The sequence below is a fragment of the Microbacterium sp. NPDC059771 genome, assembly GCF_042732495.1.
In the GTDB taxonomy this organism is placed as follows: Bacteria; Actinomycetota; Actinomycetes; order Actinomycetales; family Microbacteriaceae; genus Microbacterium; species Microbacterium sufflavum.
Genome location: NZ_JBHWHK010000002.1, coordinates 470,923 through 493,132 on the forward strand (window position 1 = coordinate 470,923; position 22,210 = coordinate 493,132).

The 22,210-nt window shown below is 67.8% G+C and carries 32 protein-coding genes; 31 read left to right on the top strand and 1 reads right to left on the bottom strand.

The annotated features are described in order from the left end of the window. The first annotated feature begins 25 nt into the window (after positions 1-25). From rplV to rplQ, 24 genes are all read left to right on the top strand, one after another. Positions 26-424 (top strand): 50S ribosomal protein L22, encoded by a 399-nt coding sequence (rplV, locus tag ACFV3I_RS16110; RefSeq protein WP_378823615.1) that lies wholly within the window; start codon positions 26-28, stop codon positions 422-424. Then, entirely contained in the window at positions 424-1,176 is a 753-nt protein-coding gene (rpsC, locus tag ACFV3I_RS16115; RefSeq protein WP_025102403.1) for a 30S ribosomal protein S3, read from the top strand. Before rplV ends, rpsC begins: the two co-directional genes overlap by 1 nt. Then, a complete protein-coding gene (rplP, locus tag ACFV3I_RS16120; protein WP_025102402.1) occupies positions 1,176-1,595 on the top strand; it encodes a 50S ribosomal protein L16 in 420 nt (139 codons plus the stop codon). The genes rpsC and rplP overlap by 1 nt, the downstream gene beginning before the upstream one ends. Next, a complete protein-coding gene (gene rpmC / locus ACFV3I_RS16125) occupies positions 1,595-1,912 on the top strand; it encodes a 50S ribosomal protein L29 (RefSeq protein ID WP_067121112.1) in 318 nt (105 codons plus the stop codon). Before rplP ends, rpmC begins: the two co-directional genes overlap by 1 nt. Beyond that, positions 1,912-2,229: a 30S ribosomal protein S17 gene (gene rpsQ / locus ACFV3I_RS16130; protein WP_136028883.1), complete on the top strand. Its 318-nt coding sequence runs from the start codon at positions 1,912-1,914 to the stop codon at positions 2,227-2,229. Before rpmC ends, rpsQ begins: the two co-directional genes overlap by 1 nt. Next, complete coding sequence (gene rplN / locus ACFV3I_RS16135) at positions 2,226-2,594, top strand: 50S ribosomal protein L14 (protein WP_102191664.1); 369 nt, start codon at positions 2,226-2,228, stop codon at positions 2,592-2,594. The genes rpsQ and rplN overlap by 4 nt, the downstream gene beginning before the upstream one ends. Positions 2,595-2,596: 2 nt before the next feature. Then, entirely contained in the window at positions 2,597-2,956 is a 360-nt protein-coding gene (gene rplX / locus ACFV3I_RS16140) for a 50S ribosomal protein L24 (RefSeq protein WP_136028885.1), read from the top strand. Then, entirely contained in the window at positions 2,956-3,546 is a 591-nt protein-coding gene (rplE, locus tag ACFV3I_RS16145; RefSeq protein ID WP_136028887.1) for a 50S ribosomal protein L5, read from the top strand. The genes rplX and rplE overlap by 1 nt, the downstream gene beginning before the upstream one ends. A gap of 133 nt (positions 3,547-3,679) precedes the next feature. Continuing rightward, positions 3,680-4,078 (top strand): 30S ribosomal protein S8, encoded by a 399-nt coding sequence (gene rpsH, locus ACFV3I_RS16150; protein ID WP_136028890.1) that lies wholly within the window; start codon positions 3,680-3,682, stop codon positions 4,076-4,078. A 6-nt stretch (positions 4,079-4,084) separates the two neighbouring features. Further along, positions 4,085-4,621, top strand: a complete 537-nt coding sequence (gene rplF, locus ACFV3I_RS16155) for a 50S ribosomal protein L6 (RefSeq protein WP_136028892.1) — start codon at positions 4,085-4,087, stop codon at positions 4,619-4,621. Positions 4,622-4,623: 2 nt separating this feature from the next. Next, the gene (gene rplR / locus ACFV3I_RS16160; protein WP_136028894.1) at positions 4,624-4,983 is read left to right on the top strand and encodes a 50S ribosomal protein L18; all 360 of its coding nucleotides are present in this window, start codon (positions 4,624-4,626) and stop codon (positions 4,981-4,983) included. Between the two features lie 20 nt (positions 4,984-5,003). Then, positions 5,004-5,678 (top strand): 30S ribosomal protein S5, encoded by a 675-nt coding sequence (gene rpsE / locus ACFV3I_RS16165; protein ID WP_200838869.1) that lies wholly within the window; start codon positions 5,004-5,006, stop codon positions 5,676-5,678. Beyond that, positions 5,678-5,863 carry a 50S ribosomal protein L30 gene (rpmD, locus tag ACFV3I_RS16170; protein ID WP_067121122.1) on the top strand — a complete coding sequence of 62 codons (186 nt, stop codon included), beginning with the start codon at positions 5,678-5,680 and terminating at the stop codon, positions 5,861-5,863. Before rpsE ends, rpmD begins: the two co-directional genes overlap by 1 nt. After that, entirely contained in the window at positions 5,863-6,498 is a 636-nt protein-coding gene (gene rplO, locus ACFV3I_RS16175) for a 50S ribosomal protein L15 (RefSeq protein ID WP_136028896.1), read from the top strand. Before rpmD ends, rplO begins: the two co-directional genes overlap by 1 nt. A 152-nt stretch (positions 6,499-6,650) precedes the next feature. After that, positions 6,651-7,973, top strand: a complete 1,323-nt coding sequence (gene secY, locus ACFV3I_RS16180) for a preprotein translocase subunit SecY (protein WP_136028899.1) — start codon at positions 6,651-6,653, stop codon at positions 7,971-7,973. Further along, on the top strand, positions 7,970-8,575 hold the full coding sequence (locus ACFV3I_RS16185) for an adenylate kinase (RefSeq protein ID WP_136035977.1): 606 nt from the start codon (positions 7,970-7,972) through the stop codon (positions 8,573-8,575). Before secY ends, ACFV3I_RS16185 begins: the two co-directional genes overlap by 4 nt. Position 8,576: 1 nt before the next feature. Further along, the gene (map, locus tag ACFV3I_RS16190) at positions 8,577-9,428 is read left to right on the top strand and encodes a type I methionyl aminopeptidase (RefSeq protein WP_136035978.1); all 852 of its coding nucleotides are present in this window, start codon (positions 8,577-8,579) and stop codon (positions 9,426-9,428) included. Further along, entirely contained in the window at positions 9,428-10,099 is a 672-nt protein-coding gene (locus tag ACFV3I_RS16195) for a DsbA family protein (RefSeq protein ID WP_378823618.1), read from the top strand. Before map ends, ACFV3I_RS16195 begins: the two co-directional genes overlap by 1 nt. A gap of 168 nt (positions 10,100-10,267) precedes the next feature. Further along, positions 10,268-10,489 (top strand): translation initiation factor IF-1, encoded by a 222-nt coding sequence (gene infA, locus ACFV3I_RS16200; RefSeq protein WP_028496510.1) that lies wholly within the window; start codon positions 10,268-10,270, stop codon positions 10,487-10,489. A gap of 64 nt (positions 10,490-10,553) precedes the next feature. Further along, entirely contained in the window at positions 10,554-10,670 is a 117-nt protein-coding gene (gene rpmJ / locus ACFV3I_RS16205; protein ID WP_005050492.1) for a 50S ribosomal protein L36, read from the top strand. 149 nt (positions 10,671-10,819) lie between these two features. Further along, entirely contained in the window at positions 10,820-11,194 is a 375-nt protein-coding gene (rpsM, locus tag ACFV3I_RS16210; protein WP_062632862.1) for a 30S ribosomal protein S13, read from the top strand. Between the two features lie 30 nt (positions 11,195-11,224). Continuing rightward, entirely contained in the window at positions 11,225-11,623 is a 399-nt protein-coding gene (gene rpsK, locus ACFV3I_RS16215; protein WP_045249905.1) for a 30S ribosomal protein S11, read from the top strand. A gap of 131 nt (positions 11,624-11,754) precedes the next feature. After that, positions 11,755-12,744: a DNA-directed RNA polymerase subunit alpha gene (locus tag ACFV3I_RS16220; RefSeq protein WP_136028906.1), complete on the top strand. Its 990-nt coding sequence runs from the start codon at positions 11,755-11,757 to the stop codon at positions 12,742-12,744. Between the two features lie 34 nt (positions 12,745-12,778). Next, positions 12,779-13,354 carry a 50S ribosomal protein L17 gene (gene rplQ, locus ACFV3I_RS16225; RefSeq protein WP_136045901.1) on the top strand — a complete coding sequence of 192 codons (576 nt, stop codon included), beginning with the start codon at positions 12,779-12,781 and terminating at the stop codon, positions 13,352-13,354. Between the two features lie 65 nt (positions 13,355-13,419). Here rplQ and ACFV3I_RS16230 read toward each other — a convergent pair whose 3' ends face one another. Further along, positions 13,420-14,640 (bottom strand): PAS domain-containing protein, encoded by a 1,221-nt coding sequence (locus ACFV3I_RS16230; RefSeq protein ID WP_378823620.1) that lies wholly within the window; start codon positions 14,638-14,640, stop codon positions 13,420-13,422. Positions 14,641-14,800: 160 nt separating this feature from the next. On the opposite strand from ACFV3I_RS16230, the gene ACFV3I_RS16235 reads away from it, so the two are divergent. The 7 genes from ACFV3I_RS16235 to ACFV3I_RS16265 all read left to right on the top strand — a co-directional run bounded on the left by ACFV3I_RS16235 (position 14,801) and on the right by ACFV3I_RS16265 (position 22,209). Further along, a complete protein-coding gene (locus ACFV3I_RS16235; protein ID WP_378823621.1) occupies positions 14,801-15,820 on the top strand; it encodes a Bug family tripartite tricarboxylate transporter substrate binding protein in 1,020 nt (339 codons plus the stop codon). Position 15,821: 1 nt separating this feature from the next. Continuing rightward, positions 15,822-16,379: a tripartite tricarboxylate transporter TctB family protein gene (locus ACFV3I_RS16240; RefSeq protein WP_136028915.1), complete on the top strand. Its 558-nt coding sequence runs from the start codon at positions 15,822-15,824 to the stop codon at positions 16,377-16,379. Next, positions 16,379-17,926: a tripartite tricarboxylate transporter permease gene (locus ACFV3I_RS16245; RefSeq protein WP_378823624.1), complete on the top strand. Its 1,548-nt coding sequence runs from the start codon at positions 16,379-16,381 to the stop codon at positions 17,924-17,926. Before ACFV3I_RS16240 ends, ACFV3I_RS16245 begins: the two co-directional genes overlap by 1 nt. A 46-nt stretch (positions 17,927-17,972) precedes the next feature. Continuing rightward, positions 17,973-18,770 carry a sulfite exporter TauE/SafE family protein gene (locus tag ACFV3I_RS16250; RefSeq protein WP_136028919.1) on the top strand — a complete coding sequence of 266 codons (798 nt, stop codon included), beginning with the start codon at positions 17,973-17,975 and terminating at the stop codon, positions 18,768-18,770. Positions 18,771-18,956: 186 nt separating this feature from the next. After that, the gene (locus ACFV3I_RS16255; protein ID WP_136028921.1) at positions 18,957-19,961 is read left to right on the top strand and encodes an SIS domain-containing protein; all 1,005 of its coding nucleotides are present in this window, start codon (positions 18,957-18,959) and stop codon (positions 19,959-19,961) included. Between the two features lie 16 nt (positions 19,962-19,977). Next, positions 19,978-21,264 (top strand): extracellular solute-binding protein, encoded by a 1,287-nt coding sequence (locus tag ACFV3I_RS16260; protein ID WP_378823626.1) that lies wholly within the window; start codon positions 19,978-19,980, stop codon positions 21,262-21,264. Positions 21,265-21,327: 63 nt separating this feature from the next. After that, complete coding sequence (locus ACFV3I_RS16265) at positions 21,328-22,209, top strand: carbohydrate ABC transporter permease (protein ID WP_136028925.1); 882 nt, start codon at positions 21,328-21,330, stop codon at positions 22,207-22,209. Position 22,210 lies beyond the last annotated feature (1 nt).

Here is a 22,210-nt window from a genome sequence, read left to right on the forward strand (position 1 = left end):
CGCGGGGACGATAGAGGAGAGAGAAATGGTGGAGTCCATCGCACGCGTGCGACACATCCGCGTGACCCCTCAGAAGGCTCGTCGTGTCGTCGCGCTCATCAAGGGCAGGCAGGCCCAGGAAGCTCTCGCGATCTTGAAGTTCGCGCAGCAGAGCGCCAGTGAGCCGATCTACAAGCTTGTCGCGTCGGCCATGGCCAACGCGCAGGTCAAGGCGGATCGTGACGGCGAGTACCTCGACGAGCAGGACCTGTACGTGAAGAACGCGTACGTGGACGAGGGCACGACGCTCAAGCGTTTCCAGCCCCGTGCACAGGGTCGCGCTTTCCAGATCAAGAAGCGCACGAGCCACATCACGGTCGTGCTCTCGACGCCGGAGGCGGCTCCTGCCGCGGCCGGCGACAGCAACAAGAAGGCGAGCAAGTAATGGGACAGAAGGTCAACCCGTACGGCTTCCGCCTCGGCATCACCACGGACCACGTGTCGCGCTGGTTCTCCGACTCGACGAAGCCGGGTCAGCGTTACGCCGACTACGTGGCCGAGGACATCAAGATCCGTCGCCTGCTGCAGACGCAGCTCGACCGCGCCGGCGTCTCGAACATCGAGATCGAGCGCACCCGTGACCGCGTCCGCGTCGACATCCACACCGCCCGTCCGGGCATCGTGATCGGTCGTCGTGGTGCAGAGGCCGAGCGCATCCGCGGCGACCTCGAGAAGCTCACGGGCAAGCAGATCCAGCTGAACATCCTCGAGGTCAAGAACCCCGAGGCCGACGCTCAGCTGGTCGCGCAGGGCATCGCCGAGCAGCTCTCTGCTCGTGTGGCGTTCCGTCGCGCGATGCGCAAGGGTCTGCAGGGCGCTCAGCGCGCCGGCGCCAAGGGCATCCGCATCCAGGTCTCGGGCCGTCTCGGCGGCGCTGAGATGAGCCGCTCGGAGTTCTACCGCGAGGGTCGTGTGCCGCTGCACACGCTGCGCGCGAACATCGACTACGGCTTCTACGAGGCCAAGACCACCTTCGGCCGCATCGGCGTGAAGGTGTGGATCTACAAGGGCGACCTCACCGCCAAGGAGCTCGCACGCGAGCAGGCCAACGCGCCGAAGTCGCGCCGCGACGACCGTGGTGACCGCCGCCGTGCCCCGCGCAACGAGGCACCTGTTGCAGAAGGAGCTTCGGCATAATGCTCATCCCCCGTAAGGTCAAGTACCGCAAGCAGCACCACCCGGGTCGCTCGGGTCAGGCCACCGGCGGCACGAAGGTCTCCTTCGGCGAGTTCGGCATCCAGGCCCTCACGCCCGCGTACGTGACGAACCGTCAGATCGAGTCCGCTCGTATCGCGATGACCCGTCACATCAAGCGTGGCGGCAAGGTGTGGATCAACATCTACCCGGACCGTCCGCTCACGAAGAAGCCGGCCGAGACCCGCATGGGTTCCGGTAAGGGTTCCCCCGAGTGGTGGGTCGCCAACGTCAAGCCGGGCCGCGTCCTCTTCGAGGTCGCGGGTGTCGACGAGCAGCTCGCTCGCGAGGCACTGACCCGTGCAATCCACAAGCTGCCGCTCAAGGCACGCATCATCAAGCGCGAGGAGGGCGACGCGTAATGGCGATCGGCACCAAGGAGCTCGCTCCGGCAGAGCTCGACACGTTCGAAGACCAGCGCCTCGTTGAGGAGCTGCGCAAGGCCAAGGAGGAGCTGTTCAACCTCCGTTTCCAGTCGGCCACCGGCCAGCTGGAGAGCCACGGCCGCATCCGCGCCGTCAAGCGCGACATCGCGCGCCTGTACACCGTGATCCGCGAGCGTGAGCTGGGCATCCGTGCGACGCCCGCTCCGGTCGAGGCTCCCGCGAAGAAGGCGACCAAGTCGAAGGCGAAGAAGGCGGACGCCGCCGACGACGCCGTGAAGGAAGAGGCTGAGTGATGGCCACCAAGAAGGAAGCTGCCGTCGAGGTTGAGCACGCCGCTCACGACGTGCGCGACGCGGACGCCCGCGGGTACCGCAAGGCCCGTCGCGGCTACGTCGTCAGCGACAAGATGGACAAGACCATCGTCGTCGAGGTGGAGGACCGCGTGAAGCACCCGCTTTACGGCAAGGTCATCCGCCGCACGTCGAAGGTCAAGGCGCACGATGAGGCGAACACCGCCGGCATCGGCGACCTGGTCCTGATCAACGAGACCCGCCCGCTGAGCGCCACGAAGCGCTGGCGCCTGGTGGAGATTCTGGAGAAGGCCAAGTGATTCAGCAGGAGTCCCGACTCAAGGTCGCCGACAACACCGGCGCCAAGGAGCTGCTCACGATCCGCGTTCTCGGTGGTTCGCGCCGCCGCTACGCGGGCCTGGGCGACACCATCGTCGCGACCGTCAAGGACGCGATCCCCGGTGGCAACGTCAAGAAGGGCGACGTCGTCAAGGCGGTCATCGTCCGCACCAAGAAGGAGGTCCGTCGTCCGGACGGCTCCTACATCAAGTTCGACGAGAACGCCGCCGTCATCCTGAAGAACGACGGGGAGCCCCGCGGCACCCGTATCTTCGGCCCGGTCGGCCGTGAGCTTCGCGACAAGAAGTTCATGAAGATCGTCTCGCTGGCACCGGAGGTCATCTGATCATGGCGAAGATCAAGAAGGGCGACCTGGTTCAGGTCATCTCGGGCGCCAAGCCCGAGCGTGGTGGCGACCGCGGCAAGCAGGGCAAGGTGCTCGACATCCTCGTCGAGCAGAACCGTGTCGTCGTCGAGGGCGTCAACTACGTCACCAAGCACACGCGCGTCGGTCAGACGCAGCGTGGCACCAAGACGGGTGGCCTCGAGACCGTCGAGGCGCCCATCCACATCTCGAACGTCGCACTCGTCGACCCCTCGACCAAGAAGCCGACCAAGGTCGGCCACCGGGTTGAGGAGCAGACCAAGGACGGCGTCAAGCGCACCGTCCGCGTGCGGTACGCGAAGAAGAGCGGTAAGGACCTCTGATGGCAACGACCGACGCTGCGGTGGCTGGCAAGATCCAGCCCCGCCTGAAGGCGAAGTACAACGCCGAGATCAAGAAGGCTCTGCAGGACGAGTTCGGCTACTCGAACGTCATGCAGATCCCCGGCCTGGTCAAGGTGGTCGTGAACACCGGTGTCGGCGAGGCGGCTCGCGACAGCAAGGTGATCGATGGTGCGGTCGAGGACCTCACCCGCATCACCGGTCAGAAGCCGATCGTCACGAAGGCTCGCAAGTCGATCGCGCAGTTCAAGCTGCGTGAGGGACAGGCCATCGGCGCGCACGTCACCCTCCGCGGTGACCGCGCGTGGGAGTTCGTGGACCGTCTGGTGTCGCTCGCTCTGCCCCGCATCCGCGACTTCCGCGGTCTGTCGGCCAAGCAGTTCGACGGCAACGGCAACTACACGTTCGGTCTCCAGGAGCAGAGCGTGTTCCACGAGATCGATCAGGACAAGATCGACCGCGTCCGGGGCTTCGACATCACCGTCGTGACCTCGGCGAAGACGGACGACGAGGGCCGCGCGCTTCTGCGTCACCTCGGCTTCCCGTTCCGCGCGGACGACGCTCAGGCGTAACACCGTCGACGGGCTCAGTGGTCTCGTGTCACTGAGCCCGTCGATGTGCACGTACAATTGAAGATTGCGTGCTCATCGCAGGCCGTCTGTCGTGTAACGGCAGCCGGAACCTCATGAACGAAAGTAGACAACCATGACAATGACAGACCCGGTCGCAGACATGCTGACCCGTCTGCGCAACGCGAACTCGGCGCACCACGACTCCGTGACCCTGCCGTCGAGCAAGCTCAAGACGCACATCGCGGAAATCCTCCAGCAGGAGGGCTACATCGCCGGTTGGGAGACGTCCGACGCGCGCGTGGGCAAGAACCTCACGCTGACGCTGAAGTACGGCCCGAACCGCGAGCGCTCCATCGCGGGCATCAAGCGCGTGTCGAAGCCCGGCCTTCGCGTGTACGCGAAGTCCACCGAGATCCCCACGGTCCTCGGCGGCCTCGGCGTGGCCATCCTGTCCACCTCCTCCGGTCTCCTCACGGACCGCCAGGCTGAGCAGAAGGGCGTGGGCGGAGAAGTTCTCGCCTACGTGTGGTAATCCGAAATGTCGCGTATTGGACGACTTCCCATCGACGTTCCCGCGGGCGTGACCGTTTCGGTCGACGGCCGTGAGGTCGCGGTGAAGGGCCCCAAGGGTGAGCTCACCCTCACGGTGGCCAGCCCCATCGAGGTGTCGGTCGAGGAGAACCAGGTTCTCGTCACCCGCCCCGACGACGAGCGCGAGTCCCGGTCGCTTCACGGCCTGACCCGCACGCTCATCAACAACAACATCATCGGCGTGACCCAGGGCTACTCCAAGGGTCTCGAGGTCGTCGGCACCGGCTACCGCGTGCAGCAGAAGGGCAGCTCGGTCGAGTTCGCCCTCGGCTTCTCGCACCCGGTCCTGATCGACCCGCCCGCCGGCATCACGCTCACGGTCGAGGGCACGAACAAGCTCACCGTCAGCGGGATCGACAAGCAGGCCGTCGGTGAGGCGGCTGCGAACATCCGCAAGATCCGCAAGCCCGAGCCGTACAAGGGCAAGGGTGTGCGCTACGCCGGCGAGGTCGTGCGTCGCAAGGCCGGAAAGGCTGGTAAGTAACCATGGCTGTGAAGTCGAAGTCCGACGCCCGCGCGCGTCGTCACGCCCGTCTTCGCAAGAAGATCGTGGGCACCGAGGCGCGTCCGCGTCTCGTCGTCAACCGTTCGGCGCGTCACGTCTTCGTGCAGCTCGTCGACGACAGCAAGGGTCACACGGTCGCGTCGGCATCGACGCTCGAGACCGACCTGCGCTCGCTCGAGGGCGACAAGACCGCCAAGGCTCGCAAGGTCGGCGAGCTGCTCGCCGAGCGTGCGAAGGCTGCCGGCGTTTCCGAGGCTGTGTTCGACCGTGGCGGCAACCGCTACGCGGGTCGTGTCGCCGCCATCGCCGACGGCGCCCGTGAAGGGGGTCTGGCACTGTGAGTGACAACAAGGAGAACGAAGTGACCGAAGCGGCAGCTGCCACTTCCGAGACGGCCGCCGGCACCACGCAGGCTGAGCCGACTCGTGACCAGCGGGACGGCCGCCGCGGCGGACGTGACCGCAACCAGGGCGGCCGCGACCGCAACTCGCGCGACCGCGGCGACAACCAGTTCCTGGAGCGCGTCGTCACCATCAACCGCGTCTCGAAGGTCGTGAAGGGTGGTCGTCGCTTCAGCTTCACCGCTCTCGTGGTCGTCGGTGACGGCAACGGTCTGGTGGGCGTCGGCTACGGCAAGGCCCGCGAGGTCCCCCTGGCGATCTCGAAGGGTGTCGAAGAGGCCAAGCGCAACTTCTTCCGCGTGCCCCGCGTCGGCAGCACCATCCCGCACCCCGTGCAGGGTGAGTCGGCCGCCGGTGTCGTGCTGCTGCGTCCGGCCGCTGCCGGTACCGGTGTGATCGCCGGTGGTCCGGTCCGCGCCGTGCTCGAGTGCGCTGGTATCCACGACGTGCTGTCCAAGTCGCTCGGCTCGTCGAACACGATCAACATCGTGCACGCGACGGTCACCGCCCTGAAGGAGCTCGAGGAGCCCCGCGCCGTCGCCGCACGTCGTGGTCTCGAGTTCGACCAGGTCGCCCCGGCGCGTCTCGTCCGCGCCGAGGCCGAGGCCATCGCCGCACAGAAGGTAGGTGCCTGATGGCCGCGCGACTCAAGGTCACGCAGATCAAGTCCAAGGTGAGCGAGAAGCAGAACCAGCGCGACACGCTGCGCAGCCTCGGTCTGAAGCGGATCGGTGACAGCACCGTCCGCCCCGACGACGCGCAGACGCGCGGCTACGTCAAGACCGTCGCCCACCTCGTCAAGGTTGAGGAGATCGACTAATGGCTGAGAAGAACGACGCCGCCGTCGAGGCCGAGAAGGCCCCGAAGAAGGCTGCCGCTCCCAAGGCTGCTGCTGAGAAGAAGCCCGCTGCGAAGAAGGCGCCGGCCAAGACGGCCGCCTCCGACGCGAAGGCCGACGCCGCCGCGAAGCCGGCTGCGAAGAAGGCCGCGCCGAAGAAGGACGCTCCCGCGTCCCGCCCCGGCGTGCTCAAGGTGCACCACCTGCGTCCTGTCCCCGGCGCCAACACCGCCAAGACCCGTGTGGGTCGCGGTGAGGGCTCGAAGGGCAAGACCGCCGGTCGCGGCACGAAGGGCACGAAGGCCCGCAACACCGTGCGCGTCGGCTTCGAGGGTGGGCAGATGCCGCTGCACATGCGCACCCCGAAGCTGCGCGGGTTCAAGAACCCGTTCCGCGTCGAGTACCAGGTCGTCAACCTGGAGAAGCTCGCGGAGCTCTACCCCCAGGGCGGCGACGTGACCGTCAGCGACCTGGTGGCCAAGGGAGCGGTCCGCAAGAACGAGAAGGTCAAGGTTCTCGGCAACGGCGACATCGCCGTGAAGCTCACCGTCGCGGTCGACAAGGTCTCGGGTTCCGCCGAGCAGAAGATCGTGGCTGCGGGCGGATCCGTCAAGTAACCACCGCAGAAGAGGGGTCGGAGATTCTCCGGCCCCTCTTCTGATTCGGCAGGCGGGCAGGCGGCGACGCCGCAATCGCAGACCTCGGAGTGAGTTACCCTGGTCTTTCAGCCGTCCTTCAGGGATCGGCAACCTTTTCAGGAGGAACGTCCTTGTTTAGCGCCATCGCGCGGATCTTCCGCACGCCCGACCTGCGTCGGAAGATCGGTTTCACGCTCGCCATCATCGCGATCTACCGACTCGGCTCGAACGTCCCCGCGCCGTTCGTGAACTTCCCGAACGTCGAGGAGTGCCTCGCGGCCAACACCGGCACCGAGGGTCTGCTCGGACTGGTCAACCTCTTCTCCGGCGGCGCGCTGCTGCAGCTGTCGATCTTCGCCCTCGGCGTGATGCCGTACATCACCGCGACGATCATCACGCAGCTCCTCCGCGTCGTCATCCCGCACTTCGAGGCGCTGCACAAGGAGGGTCAGGCCGGACAGGCGAAGCTGACCCAGTACACGCGGTACCTCACGATCGCGCTCGCGCTGCTGCAGTCGACGACGCTCGTCACGGTCGCCCGCAGCGGTCAGCTGTTCGGCGCGACCGACATCGCGGCCTGCCAGCAGCTGCTCACGAACGACGTGTGGTGGGCGCAGCTGCTCATCATCATGGCGATGACCGCCGGTACCGGCCTCATCATGTGGTTCGCGGAGCTCGTGACCGAGCGCGGCATCGGCAACGGCATGTCGCTGCTGATCTTCACCTCGATCGCCGCCACCTTCCCGGGCGCCATGAGCATCATCTGGCAGACGAAGGGCTTCGAGATCTTCCTGCTCGTGCTCGTGGTCGGCATCATCGTGATGGGCCTGGTGGTGTTCGTCGAACAGTCGCAGCGCCGCATCCCGGTGCAGTACGCCAAGCGGATGGTGGGCCGGCGCACGTACGGCGGCACGAACACGTACATCCCGATCAAGGTGAACATGGCGGGTGTGATCCCCGTGATCTTCGCGTCGTCGCTGCTGTACATCCCCGCGCTGATCGCGCAGTTCAACACCCCGCAGGACGGCTCGACGCCGCCCGCCTGGGTGAGCTGGGTCACGGCGAACTTCACGAGCGGCAACAGCCCGATCTACATGATCGCCTACTTCCTGCTGATCATCGGGTTCACCTACTTCTACGTCGCGATCACGTTCAACCCGGTCGAGGTCGCCGACAACATGAAGAAGTACGGCGGCTTCATCCCCGGCATCCGCGCGGGTCGCCCGACGGCCGAGTACCTCGACTACGTGCTCACCCGCATCACGCTGCCCGGCTCGCTCTACCTGGGTCTGATCGCGCTGATCCCGCTGATCGCCCTCGCCACGGTCGGTGCCAACCAGAACTTCCCGTTCGGTGGCGCGTCGATCCTCATCATCGTCGGCGTCGGACTGGAGACGGTCAAGCAGATCGACGCCCAGCTGCAGCAGCGACACTACGAAGGGCTTCTCCGATGACAGCATCCGCACGTCTTCTCATCGTCGGTCCGCAGGGTTCCGGCAAGGGCACGCAGGGTGTGCGCATCGCCGAGACCTACGGCATCCCGGTCGTCTCGACCGGAGACATCTTCCGCGCGAACATCAAGGAGGGGACGGCACTCGGCCAGCAGGTCACGGCCATCCTCGACAAGGGCGACCTCGTGCCGGACGAGCTGACGAGCGAGATCGTGCGCGACCGGCTGAGCCAGGAGGATGCCGCGAACGGCTTCCTGCTCGACGGCTACCCCCGGAACACGGCTCAGGTCGAGCACCTCGACGCGTTCCTGGAGGGCCGGGGGGAGGCGCTCGACGCCGTGATCCTGCTCGACGTCCCGCGCGAGGAGAGCATCGCGCGTCTCGCGCTCCGTGCCGCGGAGCAGGGGCGCTCGGACGACACGGACGAGGCCATCGCACACCGCCTGGACATCTACGAGAACGAGACGGCCCCGATCATCGAGGTCTACAGCGCGCGCGGGATCGTCGACCGCATCGACGGCGTCGGCTCGCTCGAGGAGATCACCGAGCGCATCGCTGCAGCACTCTCCGCGAGGGGTCTGCGCTCCGCGGCCTCCGCAGCCTGAGATGTTCCGCCGCTCGATCTACAAGACCCCGGCGCAGTTGCGCGCCATGGTCGAGCCCGGGCTGATCACGGCCGCGGCACTCGATGCCGTCCGTCCCCTCATCAGGGCGGGCGTGAAGACCATCGAGCTCGACGCCGCAGCCAACCGCGCGATCCGCCAGCGCGGGGCCGAGTCGAACTTCCAGCTCGTGCGCGGCTATCACCACACGATCTGCGTGTCGGTGAACGAGCAGGTGGTCCACGGCATCCCGGGGGAGCGCGTGCTCGAGCCCGGCGACATCGTGTCGGTGGACTGCGGCGCCCAGTACGAGGGATGGAACGGCGACAGCGCGATCACGGTCGTCGTCCCCGACGCGGAGCGTCCGGAGCTCGTGGCCCGTCGCGAGGAGCTCTCGCGCGTGACCGAGGGGTCGATGTGGGCGGGCATCGCCGCGATGGCCACCGCGACCTCGATCGACGAGATCGGCGCCGCGATCCAGGACTACATCGAGGCGCAAGGGCCGTCGGTGGTGTCGGGGGAGCCGTACGGCATCCTCCGCGAGTACGTCGGCCACGGGATCGGCCGCAAGATGCACGAGGCCCCGAGCGTGTTCAACTACCGCACGCCCGACCGCGGCGCCGACGTGAAGCCCGGGCTCGTGCTGGCGATCGAGCCGATGGTCACCGCCGGCGGCGAGGCCACGTTCATCGAGGACGACGACTGGACCGTGACCACGGTCGACGGCACTGACGGCTCACATTGGGAACATAGCGTCGCCCGACATGATGGTGGCATATGGGTGCTCACCGCGCCCGATGGCGGAAGAGCCGGACTCGCCCCGTTCGGGGTCGAGCCTCGAGAGATCGGAAAGTAATGGCAGCGGCGAAGAGCAACACCAACTGGTTCGCGATCGGCATCTCCATCGCCGTCGTCGTGGTCCTGGTCGCGATCGGTGGACTCGTGGTGTTCCTCAACAACCAGGCCACGTCGCCGGGAGCCGTGCCGAGCGCCAGCAAGAACTTCGACCCCGAGGCCGGTTCGATCAGCAAGGGCGACGGCAAGGACACCGTCGCGGTGTTCCTCGACTTCCAGTGCCCGGCGTGCAAGGCCTTCGAGGACCAGTTCGGTGCGCAGCTGGAGGAGAAGGCGGCGAGCGGGGAGATCACGCTCGTGAACCACCCCATCGCGATCCTCGACCGCTTCTCGCAGGGCACCGAGTACTCGTCGCGTTCGGCCGGGGCGGCGTTCTGCGTCGCGGAGTCCGACGCCGACCTCTACTTCGACTACGCGAAGGTGCTGTTCGAGAACCAGCCGACGGAGAACACCGCGGGTCTGACCACCGACCAGCTGGCCGAGTTCGCGAAGCAGGTGGGTGCGGACGACGCCGTCGTCTCGTGCATCACCGACGAGACCTATCGCAAGTTCGGCGCCGCCCAGGCGAAGAAGAACGACATCAAGGGCACCCCGACCGTGGAGATCAACGGCGAGCGGCTCGACCTGCAGAATCAGGCCGACATGAAGAAGCTCACCGACCTCCTGAGCTGAGTGTGATCCACCCCGATGCCCCGTCCGGCCAAGTTGCCGGACGGGGCATCGTCGGATAACATAGATCTTTGGTGCCTTGTGCCATGCGTTCGGCGTGTCCGATCGGACAGGCGTCACCCCCACCCATCCACCGCAGATCGACCGGTCTGCAGAAGCGTCAGCGAGGCTATGGCTAAGAAAGACGGTGTCATCGAGATCGAAGGCGTGATCTCCGAGGCTCTGCCCAACGCGATGTTCCGCGTTGAGCTCACCAACGGACACAAGGTCCTGGCGACGATCTCCGGAAAGATGCGGCAGAACTACATCCGCATCATCCCCGAGGATCGTGTCGTCGTGGAGCTCAGCCCCTACGATCTGACCCGCGGCCGCATCGTCTACCGCTACCGCTGATCGGTCGAGAAGTAACACCCCAGGCATTCCGCCTGCCCGGTGAAGACAGCGAACAGGAAACAACATGAAGGTCAACCCCAGCGTCAAGCCGATCTGCGACCACTGCAAGGTGATCCGCCGCCACGGCCGCGTCATGGTGATCTGCAAGAGCAACCCGCGTCACAAGCAGCGCCAGGGCTGAGTGCCCACCGCTGCGTGAGCACCGCTCTCGCAATCTCATAACTCAATACGACACGGCAGGATCAGAACCCGCGACAGCGGGGGACACCTCGGGGCGGAGGCCCGGGCACCGATCCTGCTCCACACCTCCACAACACCCAGGAGAACCGCATGGCACGTCTTGCCGGCGTTGACATCCCGCGCGACAAGCGCGTGGTGATCGCCCTTACCTACATCTACGGCGTCGGCCGTACCCGCTCGGTCGAGATCCTCAAGGCGACCGACATCGACGAGAGCATCCGCGTGAAGGACCTCAGCGACGACCAGCTCGTCGCCCTCCGCGACTACATCGAAGGCAACTACAAGGTGGAGGGTGACCTTCGCCGCGAGGTCGCCGCAGACATCCGCCGCAAGGTCGAGATCGGCTCCTACGAGGGCCTGCGCCACCGTCGTGGCCTCCCGGTCCGCGGCCAGCGCACCAAGACCAACGCCCGTACCCGCAAGGGCCCGAAGCGCACCGTCGCCGGCAAGAAGAAGGCCCGCTAAGCAGCGGCCAGGGACTAGGAGAACACTTTCATGGCTGCACCCAAGGCCGCCGCGCGCAAGCCGCGCCGCAAGGAGAAGAAGAACATCGCGCTGGGCCAGGCCCACATCAAGTCGACGTTCAACAACACCATCGTTTCGATCACCGACCCGTCCGGCGCTGTCATCAGCTGGGCGTCGTCGGGTGGCGTGGGCTTCAAGGGCTCCCGCAAGTCGACCCCGTACGCCGCAGGCATGGCCGCCGAGTCGGCCGCCCGCCAGGCGCAGGAGCACGGCGTCAAGAAGGTCGACGTCTTCGTGAAGGGTCCGGGCTCCGGCCGCGAGACCGCGATCCGCTCGCTGCAGGCCGCCGGCCTCGAGGTGGGCTCGATCCAGGACGTCACCCCGCAGGCGCACAACGGCTGCCGCCCGCCGAAGCGTCGCCGCGTCTGATGCGTGCACCGAGCCGCTCGTCTCTCCGGAGCCGAGCGGCTCGGCGCCCCGCGCGGGCATCGACTTCCACAACTCAAGACCTCACCCCACCACATGTCATATAGCGGGCATGTGATCGAAAGGAACACAGAGTGCTTATTGCACAGCGTCCCACACTGACCGAGGAAAAGATCGTCGAGAACCGGAGCCGGTTCATCATCGAGCCTCTGGAGCCCGGCTTCGGCTACACGATCGGCAACGCGCTGCGCCGCAGCCTGCTGTCGTCGATCCCCGGCGCCGCTGTCACCAGCGTCCGTATCGACGGCGTGCTGCACGAGTTCAGCACCATCCCCGGCGTGAAGGAGGATGTCACCGAGATCATCCTCAACATCAAGCAGCTGGTCGTCTCCAGCGAGCGCGACGAGCCCATCACGGCCTACCTGCGCAAGACCGGTGCCGGTGAAGTGACCGCCGCCGACATCTCGGCTCCGGCCGGTGTCGAGGTGCACAACCCCGAGCTCGTCATCGCCACGCTCAACGACACCGCCAAGTTCGAGCTCGAGCTGACGATCGAGCGCGGTCGTGGCTACGTCTCGGCGACGCAGAACCGCAACGAGTACGCCGAGGCGGGCCAGATCCCGATCGACTCGATCTACTCGCCGGTCCTCAAGGTCAGCTACCGCGTCGACGCCACCCGTGCCGGTGAGCGCACCGACTTCGACAAGCTCGTCCTCGACGTCGAGACCAAGTCGGCGATCAGCCCGCGCGACGCCGTCGCCTCGGCCGCCAAGACGCTCACCGAGCTGTTCGGTCTCGCCCGCGAGCTGAACGTCGAGGCCGAGGGCATCGAGATCGGCCCGGCGCCCGTGGAGGCTGTGAACTCCAACGAGCTGTCGATGCCGATCGAGGACCTCGACCTGTCGGTCCGCTCGTACAACTGCCTGAAGCGTGAGGGCATCAACACCGTTTCGGAGCTCGTCGCCCTCTCGGAGACGCAGCTCATGAACATCCGCAATTTCGGCCAGAAGTCGGTCGACGAGGTGCGCGACAAGCTCATCTCGCTCGGTCTGTCGCTCAAGGATTCGGTGCCCGGTTTCGACGGCGCCCACTTCTACGGCGGCAGCGAAGACGAGTCCTTCTGATACCCGACCTTTCCTGACCAGGAGTTAGACGATTATGCCCAAGCCCACGAAGGGTCCCCGCCTCGGAGGCGGCCCCGCCCACGAGCGCCTGCTGCTTGCCAACCTGGCTGCCGCGCTGTACACCCACAAGTCGATCAAGACGACCGAGACCAAGGCCAAGCGCCTGCGTCCGCTCGCCGAGCGCCTGATCACCTTCGCCAAGCGCGGAGACCTGCACGCACGCCGTCGCGTGCTGTCGGTCATCGGTGACAAGGAAGTCGTGCACGTCCTGTTCAACGAGATCGCTCCGCTCGTCGCGGACCGCGAGGGTGGCTACACGCGCATCACCAAGGTCGGCAACCGTAAGGGCGACAACGCTCCGATGGCCGTGATCGAGCTCGTCCTCGAGCCCGTCACCCCGAAGGCGAAGTCGACCAAGAAGGCTGCTGCCGCGCCGAAGGCCGAGAAGCCCGCCGCCGAGGAGACCCCCGCCGCCGAGGAGACCACCGAGGCTCCGGCCGAGGAGACCCCGGCCGAGGACACCGCCGCCGAGGCCGGCGCCGAGTCGCAGGCCGAGGGCGAGGCCGCTGAGGCCGCCGCCGAGGACGCTGTCGAGAAGAAGTCCGAGTAACACTCGAACGCCACGAAGCCCGCCGCCCCCTTGGGGGTGGCGGGCTTCGTCGTCTCCGGGGGTCGTCAGCGGCCGTCGGTGCTGCGGTACCGCGCCCCCGGTCGACCCTTCGTGCTGTAGTCGAGCGAGCGCACCGCCTGCCCGGTGGCGGCCAGATGCTCCAGGTAGCGGCGGGCGCTCACGCGGGAGATATCGAGGTCGGCGCCCAGCTCCGCCGCTGAGGCGTCCGGACGGGCGGCGAGTGCGGTGGACACGCGGTGGAGCGTCTCCGCGCTCAGGCCCTTCGGCAGGCCGAACCGCTCGCGGAACGCGATGATGGCGTCTGCCGCCTCCACGCGCTGCACCACGTCGTGCAGCTCGGTGTGATCGCGCAGCAGCAGGGTCGCGCCGCGGTCGGCCTCGTCGTCGCGGCTCGCGGTGCTGCGGGCGACGAGCACGTGCGACCCCACGATCACCGGGCGGCCCGCGGCCTCGCCCTCACGCAGCACCGTCGTGAGCTCCTCGCCCAGGACGTCGGCCGCTACGGCACCGTCGAGGTCGCCCGCGTCTCGTCCGAGGAAACGGGCGGCCGCGTCGTTCGCGAGCGTGATGCGCCCGGAGCCGTCGACCGTGACCACGCCCTCGCTGAGCCCGTGCAGCGTGGTCTCCTGGTTCTTCACGAGTGCCGCGATCTGATGGGGCTCCAAGCGGTAGATGCGGCGCCGGATCACCGAGGTCACCCATGCCGCTCCGAACACGCCCAGCACGGCAGCGGCGAGCATGGCGGAGATCAGCCACACCAGGTTGGCGGTGAACTCCTCACTGAGCTCCGACTCCAGGATGCCCACCGATGCCGTGCCGATCACGGCGCCGTCCTCATCCCGGATCGGCACCTTCACGCGCCAGGAGGTGCCCAGCGTGCCGGTCTGCGTTCCCACGTAGATATCGCCGCCGAGCGGGATCGACGGATCGGTCGAGACCCGTTCGCCGATGCGCTCCGGGTTCGGGTGCGAGTAACGGATGCCCTCGTCGTTGGCGACCACCACGTACGCGAGGTCGGACGCCTCCCTGATCACCTCCGCGACCGGCTGGATCGCGGCGGAGGGATCATCGTCGTCGAACGCGTCGAGCACCACGGGCAGCGCGGCCACGGACTGCGCGACGGCCTGCATGCGATCCTTGTAGGCCTCGCGGAGCGCGTTCTCCTGGAACGCCCCGGCGGCGATCCCCGTGGCGAGGGTCACCAGGAACACGATCAGCGCCTGCAGCGCGAGCAGCTGCATCCGGAGCGTCATCTTCGAGGCCACCCGCTCATTCTCCCGGCTGTCGAACCAGGGCGCGAGCCGCGCGGACCGGCGTTCGCGACCAATACTTACGGAACGCGACCAATGGTTTCGGAAGCTTGAGCGGCCGCATCCACGCCTCGATGGTGGACGGATTGCACTCGAACGCTCAAGGAGGAGCGCCATGAAGTACGTCCGCATCGCCACCCTGACCGCCGCGGTCGCCGCCACCGCCCTCGCTCTCACCGCGTGCTCCTCGGGTGGGGGAGACGCCGGGAGCTCGGACGGAGACGGGGAAGCCGTCGCCATCACCGACCTGAACATCGTGGTGCCCGCCGACCCGGGCGGCGGGTGGGACCAGACCGGCCGCGCGATGTCGCAGCTGCTCACGGAGGAGGGGATCGTCGGCTCCGCCCCGGTCACGAACGTCGGAGGCGCCGGGGGGACCGTCGGCCTCGCGCAGCTCGCCAACGAGAAGGACCCGGCGACGCTCATGGTGATGGGACTGGTCATGGTCGGAGCGGTCGAGACCAACGCGTCCGCGGTCCGCATCGAGGACATGACCCCGATCGCCCGCCTCACCGACGAGCCGCTCGTGGTGGTCGTGCCCGCGGAGTCGGAGTACGACACGCTCGAGGACCTGGTGGAGGACGTCGTCGACCGCGGACAGGCCGTGACCATCACCGGCGGTTCGGCGGGCGGGGCCGACCACATCCTGGCCGGGCTCCTGCTGGAGGAGGCGGGCCTGGACGGCGGGGAGATCGCGGAGAAGCTCAACTACACGCCCAACTCCGGCGGCGGCGAGGCGACGTCGCTGATCCTCGGCGGCAAGGTCGCCGCGGGCATCTCGGGCGTCGGCGAGTTCCTGCAGCACATCGAGGCGGGGACGATGAAGGCGCTCGCGGTGTCGTCCGACGAGCCCGTCGCGCAGCTGCCCGACGTGGACACCATCACCGACGCCGGCTACGACGTGGTGCTCACCAATTGGCGCGGCGTGATCGCCCCGGGGGGCATCGACGACGCCGAGCGCGCGGAGCTGGAGCGCATCGTGTCCGAGCTGGAGGAGTCGGACGCCTGGAAGGACGAGCTGGAGACCCGCGGGTGGGCCGACGCGTTCCTCACCGGTGCGGAGTTCGACGAGTTCCTCACCGGCAACATCGGCGAGGTCACCACGACGCTGCAGAACATCGGGCTGGTCGGCTGACATGTCGACCGGGTCTCCCGGACCCTCGGGCCTGCAGACCGGCACACGCCGGTCCGTGGGCTCGCTCGGGTCCCTGCCGCGGGGCGAGCTCGTCTTCGCCCTCCTCATGGTCGCGCTCGGTGTGTTCGCCCTCGTCGGCGTGTTCTCCATCCACGTCCCTGCCGGGGCCCAGGTGGGTCCGACCGTGTTCCCCCTGTTCGTGTCGGTGCTGCTGCTCGGGTCGGCGGTGGCCGTGGTCGTGAGCATCCTCCGCGGTCACCGCGGCGTCCCGGAGGACGGCGAGGACATCGACCAGGCGCTCCCGACGGACTGGCTCGCGCTCGTGAAGATCGTGGCGCTCGTGGTGGCGCACCTGCTGCTGATCGAGCCGCTCGGGTGGGCGCCCGCCGCGGCGCTGCTGTTCGGCGGTGTCGCCTGGGCGCTCGGAGCACGCCGATGGTGGGTGGCCCTGCTGGTCGGTGCGGCCATCGCGCTCGTGGTGCAGATCGTGTTCGGCGGACTGCTCGGGCTGTCGCTCCCCTGGGGGCCGGCGCTCGGCTGGCTGGGGAGGATGCTCTGATGGACAGCTGGACCCTGCTCCTGGAGGGCTTCGCGACCGCGCTGCAGCCCCAGTACCTCGTGTTCGCGTTCTTCGGCGTGCTGATCGGCACGGCAGTGGGCGTGCTCCCGGGTATCGGCCCCGCCATGACGGTGGCCCTCCTCCTGCCGCTCACCTACACGCTGGAGCCGGCCGCGGCCCTGATCACCTTCGCCGGCATCTACTACGGCGGCATGTACGGCGGATCGACCACGAGCATCCTCCTCAACACTCCCGGGGAGTCCGCCTCGATCGTCACCGCGATCGAGGGCAACAGGATGGCCAAGCTCGGCCGGGGCGCCGCGGCCCTCGCGACCGCGGCGATCGGCTCGTTCGTCGCCGGCACGCTCGCGACGATCGGCCTCACGCTGCTGGCGCCGGTGCTGGCGCAGTTCGCCGTGAACCTCGGACCGGCGGACTACGTGGCGCTGATCGTCGTCGCGTTCGTCACGGTCGGCACGCTCATGGGCTCCTCGGTGCCGCGGGGCCTGCTGTCGCTCGGCGTCGGGCTGTTCCTCGGGCTGGTCGGCACCGACTGGCTGTCCGGGCAGCAGCGCTACACGCTCGGCCTGCTGCCGCTCGCGGACGGCATCGACGTGGTGCTGGTGGCGGTGGGCCTGTTCGCCGTGGGGGAGACGCTCTACGTCGCCGCCCGTCTGCGCCACGGCGCGGTCGACGTGATCCCGGTGGCGCGCGGGTGGCGGAGCTGGATGACGAAGGACGACTGGCGGCGGTCGTGGAAGCCGTGGCTGCGCGGCACCGCCATCGGGTTCCCGATCGGGACGATCCCGGCGGGCGGTGCCGATGTCGCGACCTTCCTGTCGTACGCGACGGAGCGGAAGCTCTCCCGCCGCAAGGACGAGTTCGGGCGTGGCGCCATCGAGGGGGTGGCTGGGCCGGAGTCGGCGAACAACGCGGCAGCGGCCGGAGTGCTCGTGCCGCTGCTGACGCTCGGCCTGCCGACCACCGCGACCGCGGCGATCATCCTGACCGCGTTCCAGACGTACGGCCTGCAGCCAGGCCCGCTGCTGTTCACGGGACAGTCCGACCTGGTGTGGGCGCTGGTGGCGAGCCTGTACATCGGCAACGTCATCCTGCTCGTGCTCAACCTGCCGCTCGTGGGCATGTGGGTGAAGCTGCTGCAGATCCCTCGGCCGTACCTCTACGCGGGCATCCTGCTCTTCGCCGCGTTCGGTGCCTATGCGCTGAACTTCGCGGTCGTCGACATCCTGATCCTGCTCATCATCGGTGTGCTGGGGTACTTCCTCCGCCGGTACGGGTTCCCCGTGGCGCCGCTCGTGGTGGGCATGATCCTCGGGCCGATGGGCGAGGAGCAGCTGCGTCGCGCACTTCAGTTGAGCCAGGGCGACCTGACGACGCTCGTCGCGCAGCCGTTCGCGGCCGTCGCCTACGCCGTGCTCGCGCTGCTGATCGCGGGCGGGCTGTGGCTGCGGCGTCGGCAGCGGCGGTACGAGCAGGCGCTCACGGCGTCGATCGCGGTGCCGGTGAAGGCCGACTCCGAGGTGTGAGAGCCGCGGGTTCGAGCAGGGGAGGGGCCGGGAGTAGGCTGGTCCGGTGACTGACGCGCAGGCCCTGAGACGCGGGCCTCGCGCCTACACGGCATTCATCGGCATCGGCCTGCTCGCCGGTCTCCTCTCCGGCCTGTTCGGCGTCGGCGGCGGCACGGTCATCGTCCCGCTCCTGGTGCTCCTGCTGCACTTCGACCAGCGGCTCGCGGCCGGCACCTCGCTGGCCGCGATCGTGCCGACCGCCAGCGTCGGTGTCATCTCGTACGCCACCACCGGATCGGTGGCATGGATCCCGGCCCTGATCCTCGCCGCGGGCGCCGTGGTGGGCGCGCAGATCGGCACGCGCCTGCTCCCGCGCATCTCGCAGACCGCGCTGCGCTGGGGCTTCGTGGGCTTCCTGGTCGTGGTGATCGTGAGCCTGTTCCTGGTGATCCCCTCGCGTGACGCCGTGTTCGAGCTGACCTGGCTCACCGGTATCGCCCTGGTCGGCGTCGGCGTGGGCACCGGCATCCTCGCCGGACTCATCGGCGTCGGCGGCGGTGTGATCGTGGTACCGGTGCTCATGCTCGCGTTCGGCACCAGCGACCTGGTCGCCAAGGGCACGTCGCTGCTGATGATGATCCCGACCGCGATCTCCGGCACCGTCGGCAACCTCCGCAACCGGAACGTCGACCTGCTCGCCGCCGCGCTCATCGGTGTCTCGGCGTGCACGACGACCGCGCTCGGCGCGTGGCTCGCGACGATCGTCAACCCCTCCGTGGGCAACATCCTGTTCGCCGCGTACCTCGTGGTGATCGCGGTGCAGATGGCGATCAAGGCCGTCCGCGGCCGTCGTCGCGCCTGATTCCGCGCTTTCCGCTCGCCGGCTCCTGACCCGCGCCGACAGGGTCCTTCGTCGCCGGGAGGTTTTCTGCGACCCATTTTCCGCAGACCTCTTTACAAGCCGACCGGTCTCTCGCTAACGTCAGTCATCACATGACGTCATATAACAAGTCATGATGTTTGCTACCGGTCATCAGAAGGGACCATCTTGTCTGCCACCGCTCTGTTCGTCGACTCCGCCGCCATCGAGAACCAGCTCGCTGCGGCTCGCCAGGCGATCGCGACCCGGGACACCATCTCGCGCGTCGTGCTCACCGCCTGCGGCGGCTCCTACGCCGTCATGCAGCCCATCGAGTACCTCTTCGGAACGAAGGCCGTCCGGCTCGAGGCGACCGCCCTGAACGCCGCCGAGTTCACCTCGCGCGCCTCGTCCCGCGTCGACGCGGACACCCTCGTCCTCCTCTGCTCGCACTCGGGCACCACCCCGGAGACGGTCGAAGCCGCCCGTCACGCCCGCGAGCGCGGCGCCCTCACCGTCGCCTTCACGTTCGACCCCGCCTCCCCGTTGGCCGAGGCCGCGGAGCATGTCGTGGCCTACCAGCACGGCGAGGGCAAGAGCGAGGCCCACGTCGGGCCGGCGCTCCTCCTGCGCCTCGCCGCCGGCATCCTCGACGACCGCGAGCAGGCGGGTATCGCGACCGCCGTCGACGACGCCGTGGCCCAGTTGCCCTCGCTCGTTCCCGCAGCCCGCGAGGCGCACGCCGCCGCCGCCGATGCCTGGGGCTACGCCTCCCGCCGCGAGCCGCTGATCTACACCATGGCCGCGGGATCTAACTTCGGCTCGGCCTACTCCTTCGCCATCTGCCTGCTGCAGGAGATGCAGTGGGTGCACTCCGCCGCGATCCACGCCGGCGAGTACTTCCACGGCCCGTTCGAGATCACCGAGGAGGACGTGCCCTTCATCGCGCTGCTCGGCCTCGACGAGACCCGCGCCGTGGAGCAGCGCGCCGTCGACTTCGTCACGAAGCACTCGAAGCGGGTGCTGGTGCTCGACGCGCAGGAGTTCGGCCTGGACGTCGTCGCCCCCGAGGTCCGTGGCGTCTTCGCCCACCTGCTCTTCAACATCGTGCTGCGCGCCTACGCGGACGCGCTCGCCGACCACCGTGGTCACCCCCTCAGCGTGCGCCGCTACATGTGGCGCATGGAGTACTAGGAACGAAAGGATCGCAATGATGCGAACGTCAACCCGGATCGGCGTGGCGGCTGCGGCCGCCGTCGCCCTCGTCGTCCCCCTGGCCTCGTGCGCCGGAGGCGAGAGCGAGGCCGCGGACGGCCAGGTGGAGATCAGCTTCTTCCACCGCTGGCCGAACGAGCCGAAAAACTCGTACTACAGCGACATGGTGGCGGAGTTCGAGAAGGAGAACCCCGACATCACCGTCTCCGTCGAGAGCGTGCTCAACGACGCCTACAAGGACAAGGTCAAGGTCGTCGCCGGCTCCGCGAACGCCCCGGACGTGCTCTTCACGTGGAGCGGATCGTTCGTCGATGAGCTCGTCGCCAACGACGCGCTGCTCGACCTGGGGCCGTGGCTCGAAGAGGACACCGCGTTCCGTGACAGCTTCTACCCGAGCCAGCTCGAGGCCTTCGAGGTCGACGGCACCTCCTACGGTCTGCCTGTGGGGATGCAGTCGAAGCTGTTCTTCTACAACAAGGACGTCTTCGAGGAGCTGGGGCTCGAGCCGCCGACGACGTGGGACGAGTTCATCGACGTGCTGGAGGAGATCCAGGACGCGGGGATGACCCCCATCGAGTACGGCGCGCAGGAGCAGTGGACGATCGCGCACTACGTGGGCACGCTCAACCAGCGCGTGGTCGACCCGGAGGTCTTCGCCGCGGATCAGGATCCCGCCACCGGCGAGTTCACCGACCCCGGGTACGTGACCGCTCTGGAGAGGTTCCAGGAGCTGGCGGAGTACATGAACGACGACCTCACCGCCGTCGGGCACGAGATCGCGCGCAACGCGTGGATCGCGGGGGAGGCGCCCATCATGTACATGCAGAGCGCCGAGGTGGGGTACTTCGGCGACGCGCAGTTCGAGTACGGCACGTTCAACTTCCCGGCCGTCGAGGGAGGCAAGGGCGACCCGGAGGAGTTGACGGGGGCACCGGAGGGCTTCGCGATCTCGAGGACCACGAAGCACCCGGAGGAGGCGCAGCGCTTCCTGGAGTTCCTGCTCAGCAAGCAGAGCGGCATCGCCTACGCCGAGCGGGCGGGGGAGCTGAGCCCGGTGAAGGGTGCCGTGGAGGAGGCGGACGTGCCCGAGATCTCCCAGGAGCTCGCGCAGGGGATCGTCGACGCCTCGGCGATGACCACCTGGCTCGACAACGCCTACGATCCGCAGATCGTGCAGGCGTACCTGTCCGAGACGCAGCTGATGCTCAGCGGCCAGCAGACCCCGGAGGGCGTCATGGCCGCCGTGCAGGAGGCGGCGACGCGGGTGCGCGACGCCTCCTGATCCGCCTCGGGGCCGCCGTCGCCCGCCGTCGGCGGCCCCTCCCACTTCGGAAGAGACACCGTGATGAGAACACGATCCCGAGCCTGGTCGAACCTGCTCTACGTGCTTCCCGCGATCATCCTGATCGGGGTGTTCGTGTACTACCCGCTGGTCGCCAACGCGGCCTTCGGCTTCTTCTCCTTCAGCGCCGGCGCCGGTGAGATGCGCTTCGTCGGCCTCGACAACTTCGCCCGCCTGCTGTCGGACCCCGTGATCGCGACCGCTCTGGGCAACAACATCCTGTACGCGGTCGTGTCGATCGTGTGCCAGGTGCTGGGCGCTCTCGTGATCGCGGCCTGGCTCACCCGGCTGCTGGGACCGCGCATGGGCGCGTTCCTGCGGAGCGTCTACTTCCTCCCCGCCGTCATCTCCATGACGGTGATCGCGCTGCTGTTCACGTTCGTCTACAACGCCCGCGGCGGACTGCTCAACGCCCTGCTGGAAGCCGTCGGGCTCGGCGGCCTGCAGACCGCGTGGCTCGCCGACGTCGACACGGCCATGGGGGCGGTCATCGGCGTCTCGCAGTGGCAGAGCATCGGCTACGTCTGCATGCTCTACGTCGTGGCGCTGCAGCAGATCCCCGAGGAGTACTACGAGGCGGCGTCGCTCGACGGCGCCGGCCGCATCCGCCAGTTCTTCAGCATCACCGTGCCGCAGGCCAAGGAGATGATCTTCGTCGCCATGATCCTCACCGTCTCTGGGGCCTTCACGGTCTTCAACGAGCCCTACATCCTCACCAAGGGAGGCCCGGGCAACACCACCCAGGTGCTGGCGACCTACATGTACAACCAGGGCTTCTTCCAGAACCAGATGGGCTACGCCTCGGCCATCGCCAGCCTGATCTTCGTGATCACCCTCGTGCTGTCGGTCGTGCAGATGGTGTCGTTCCGAAGCGGGAGGGACTGAG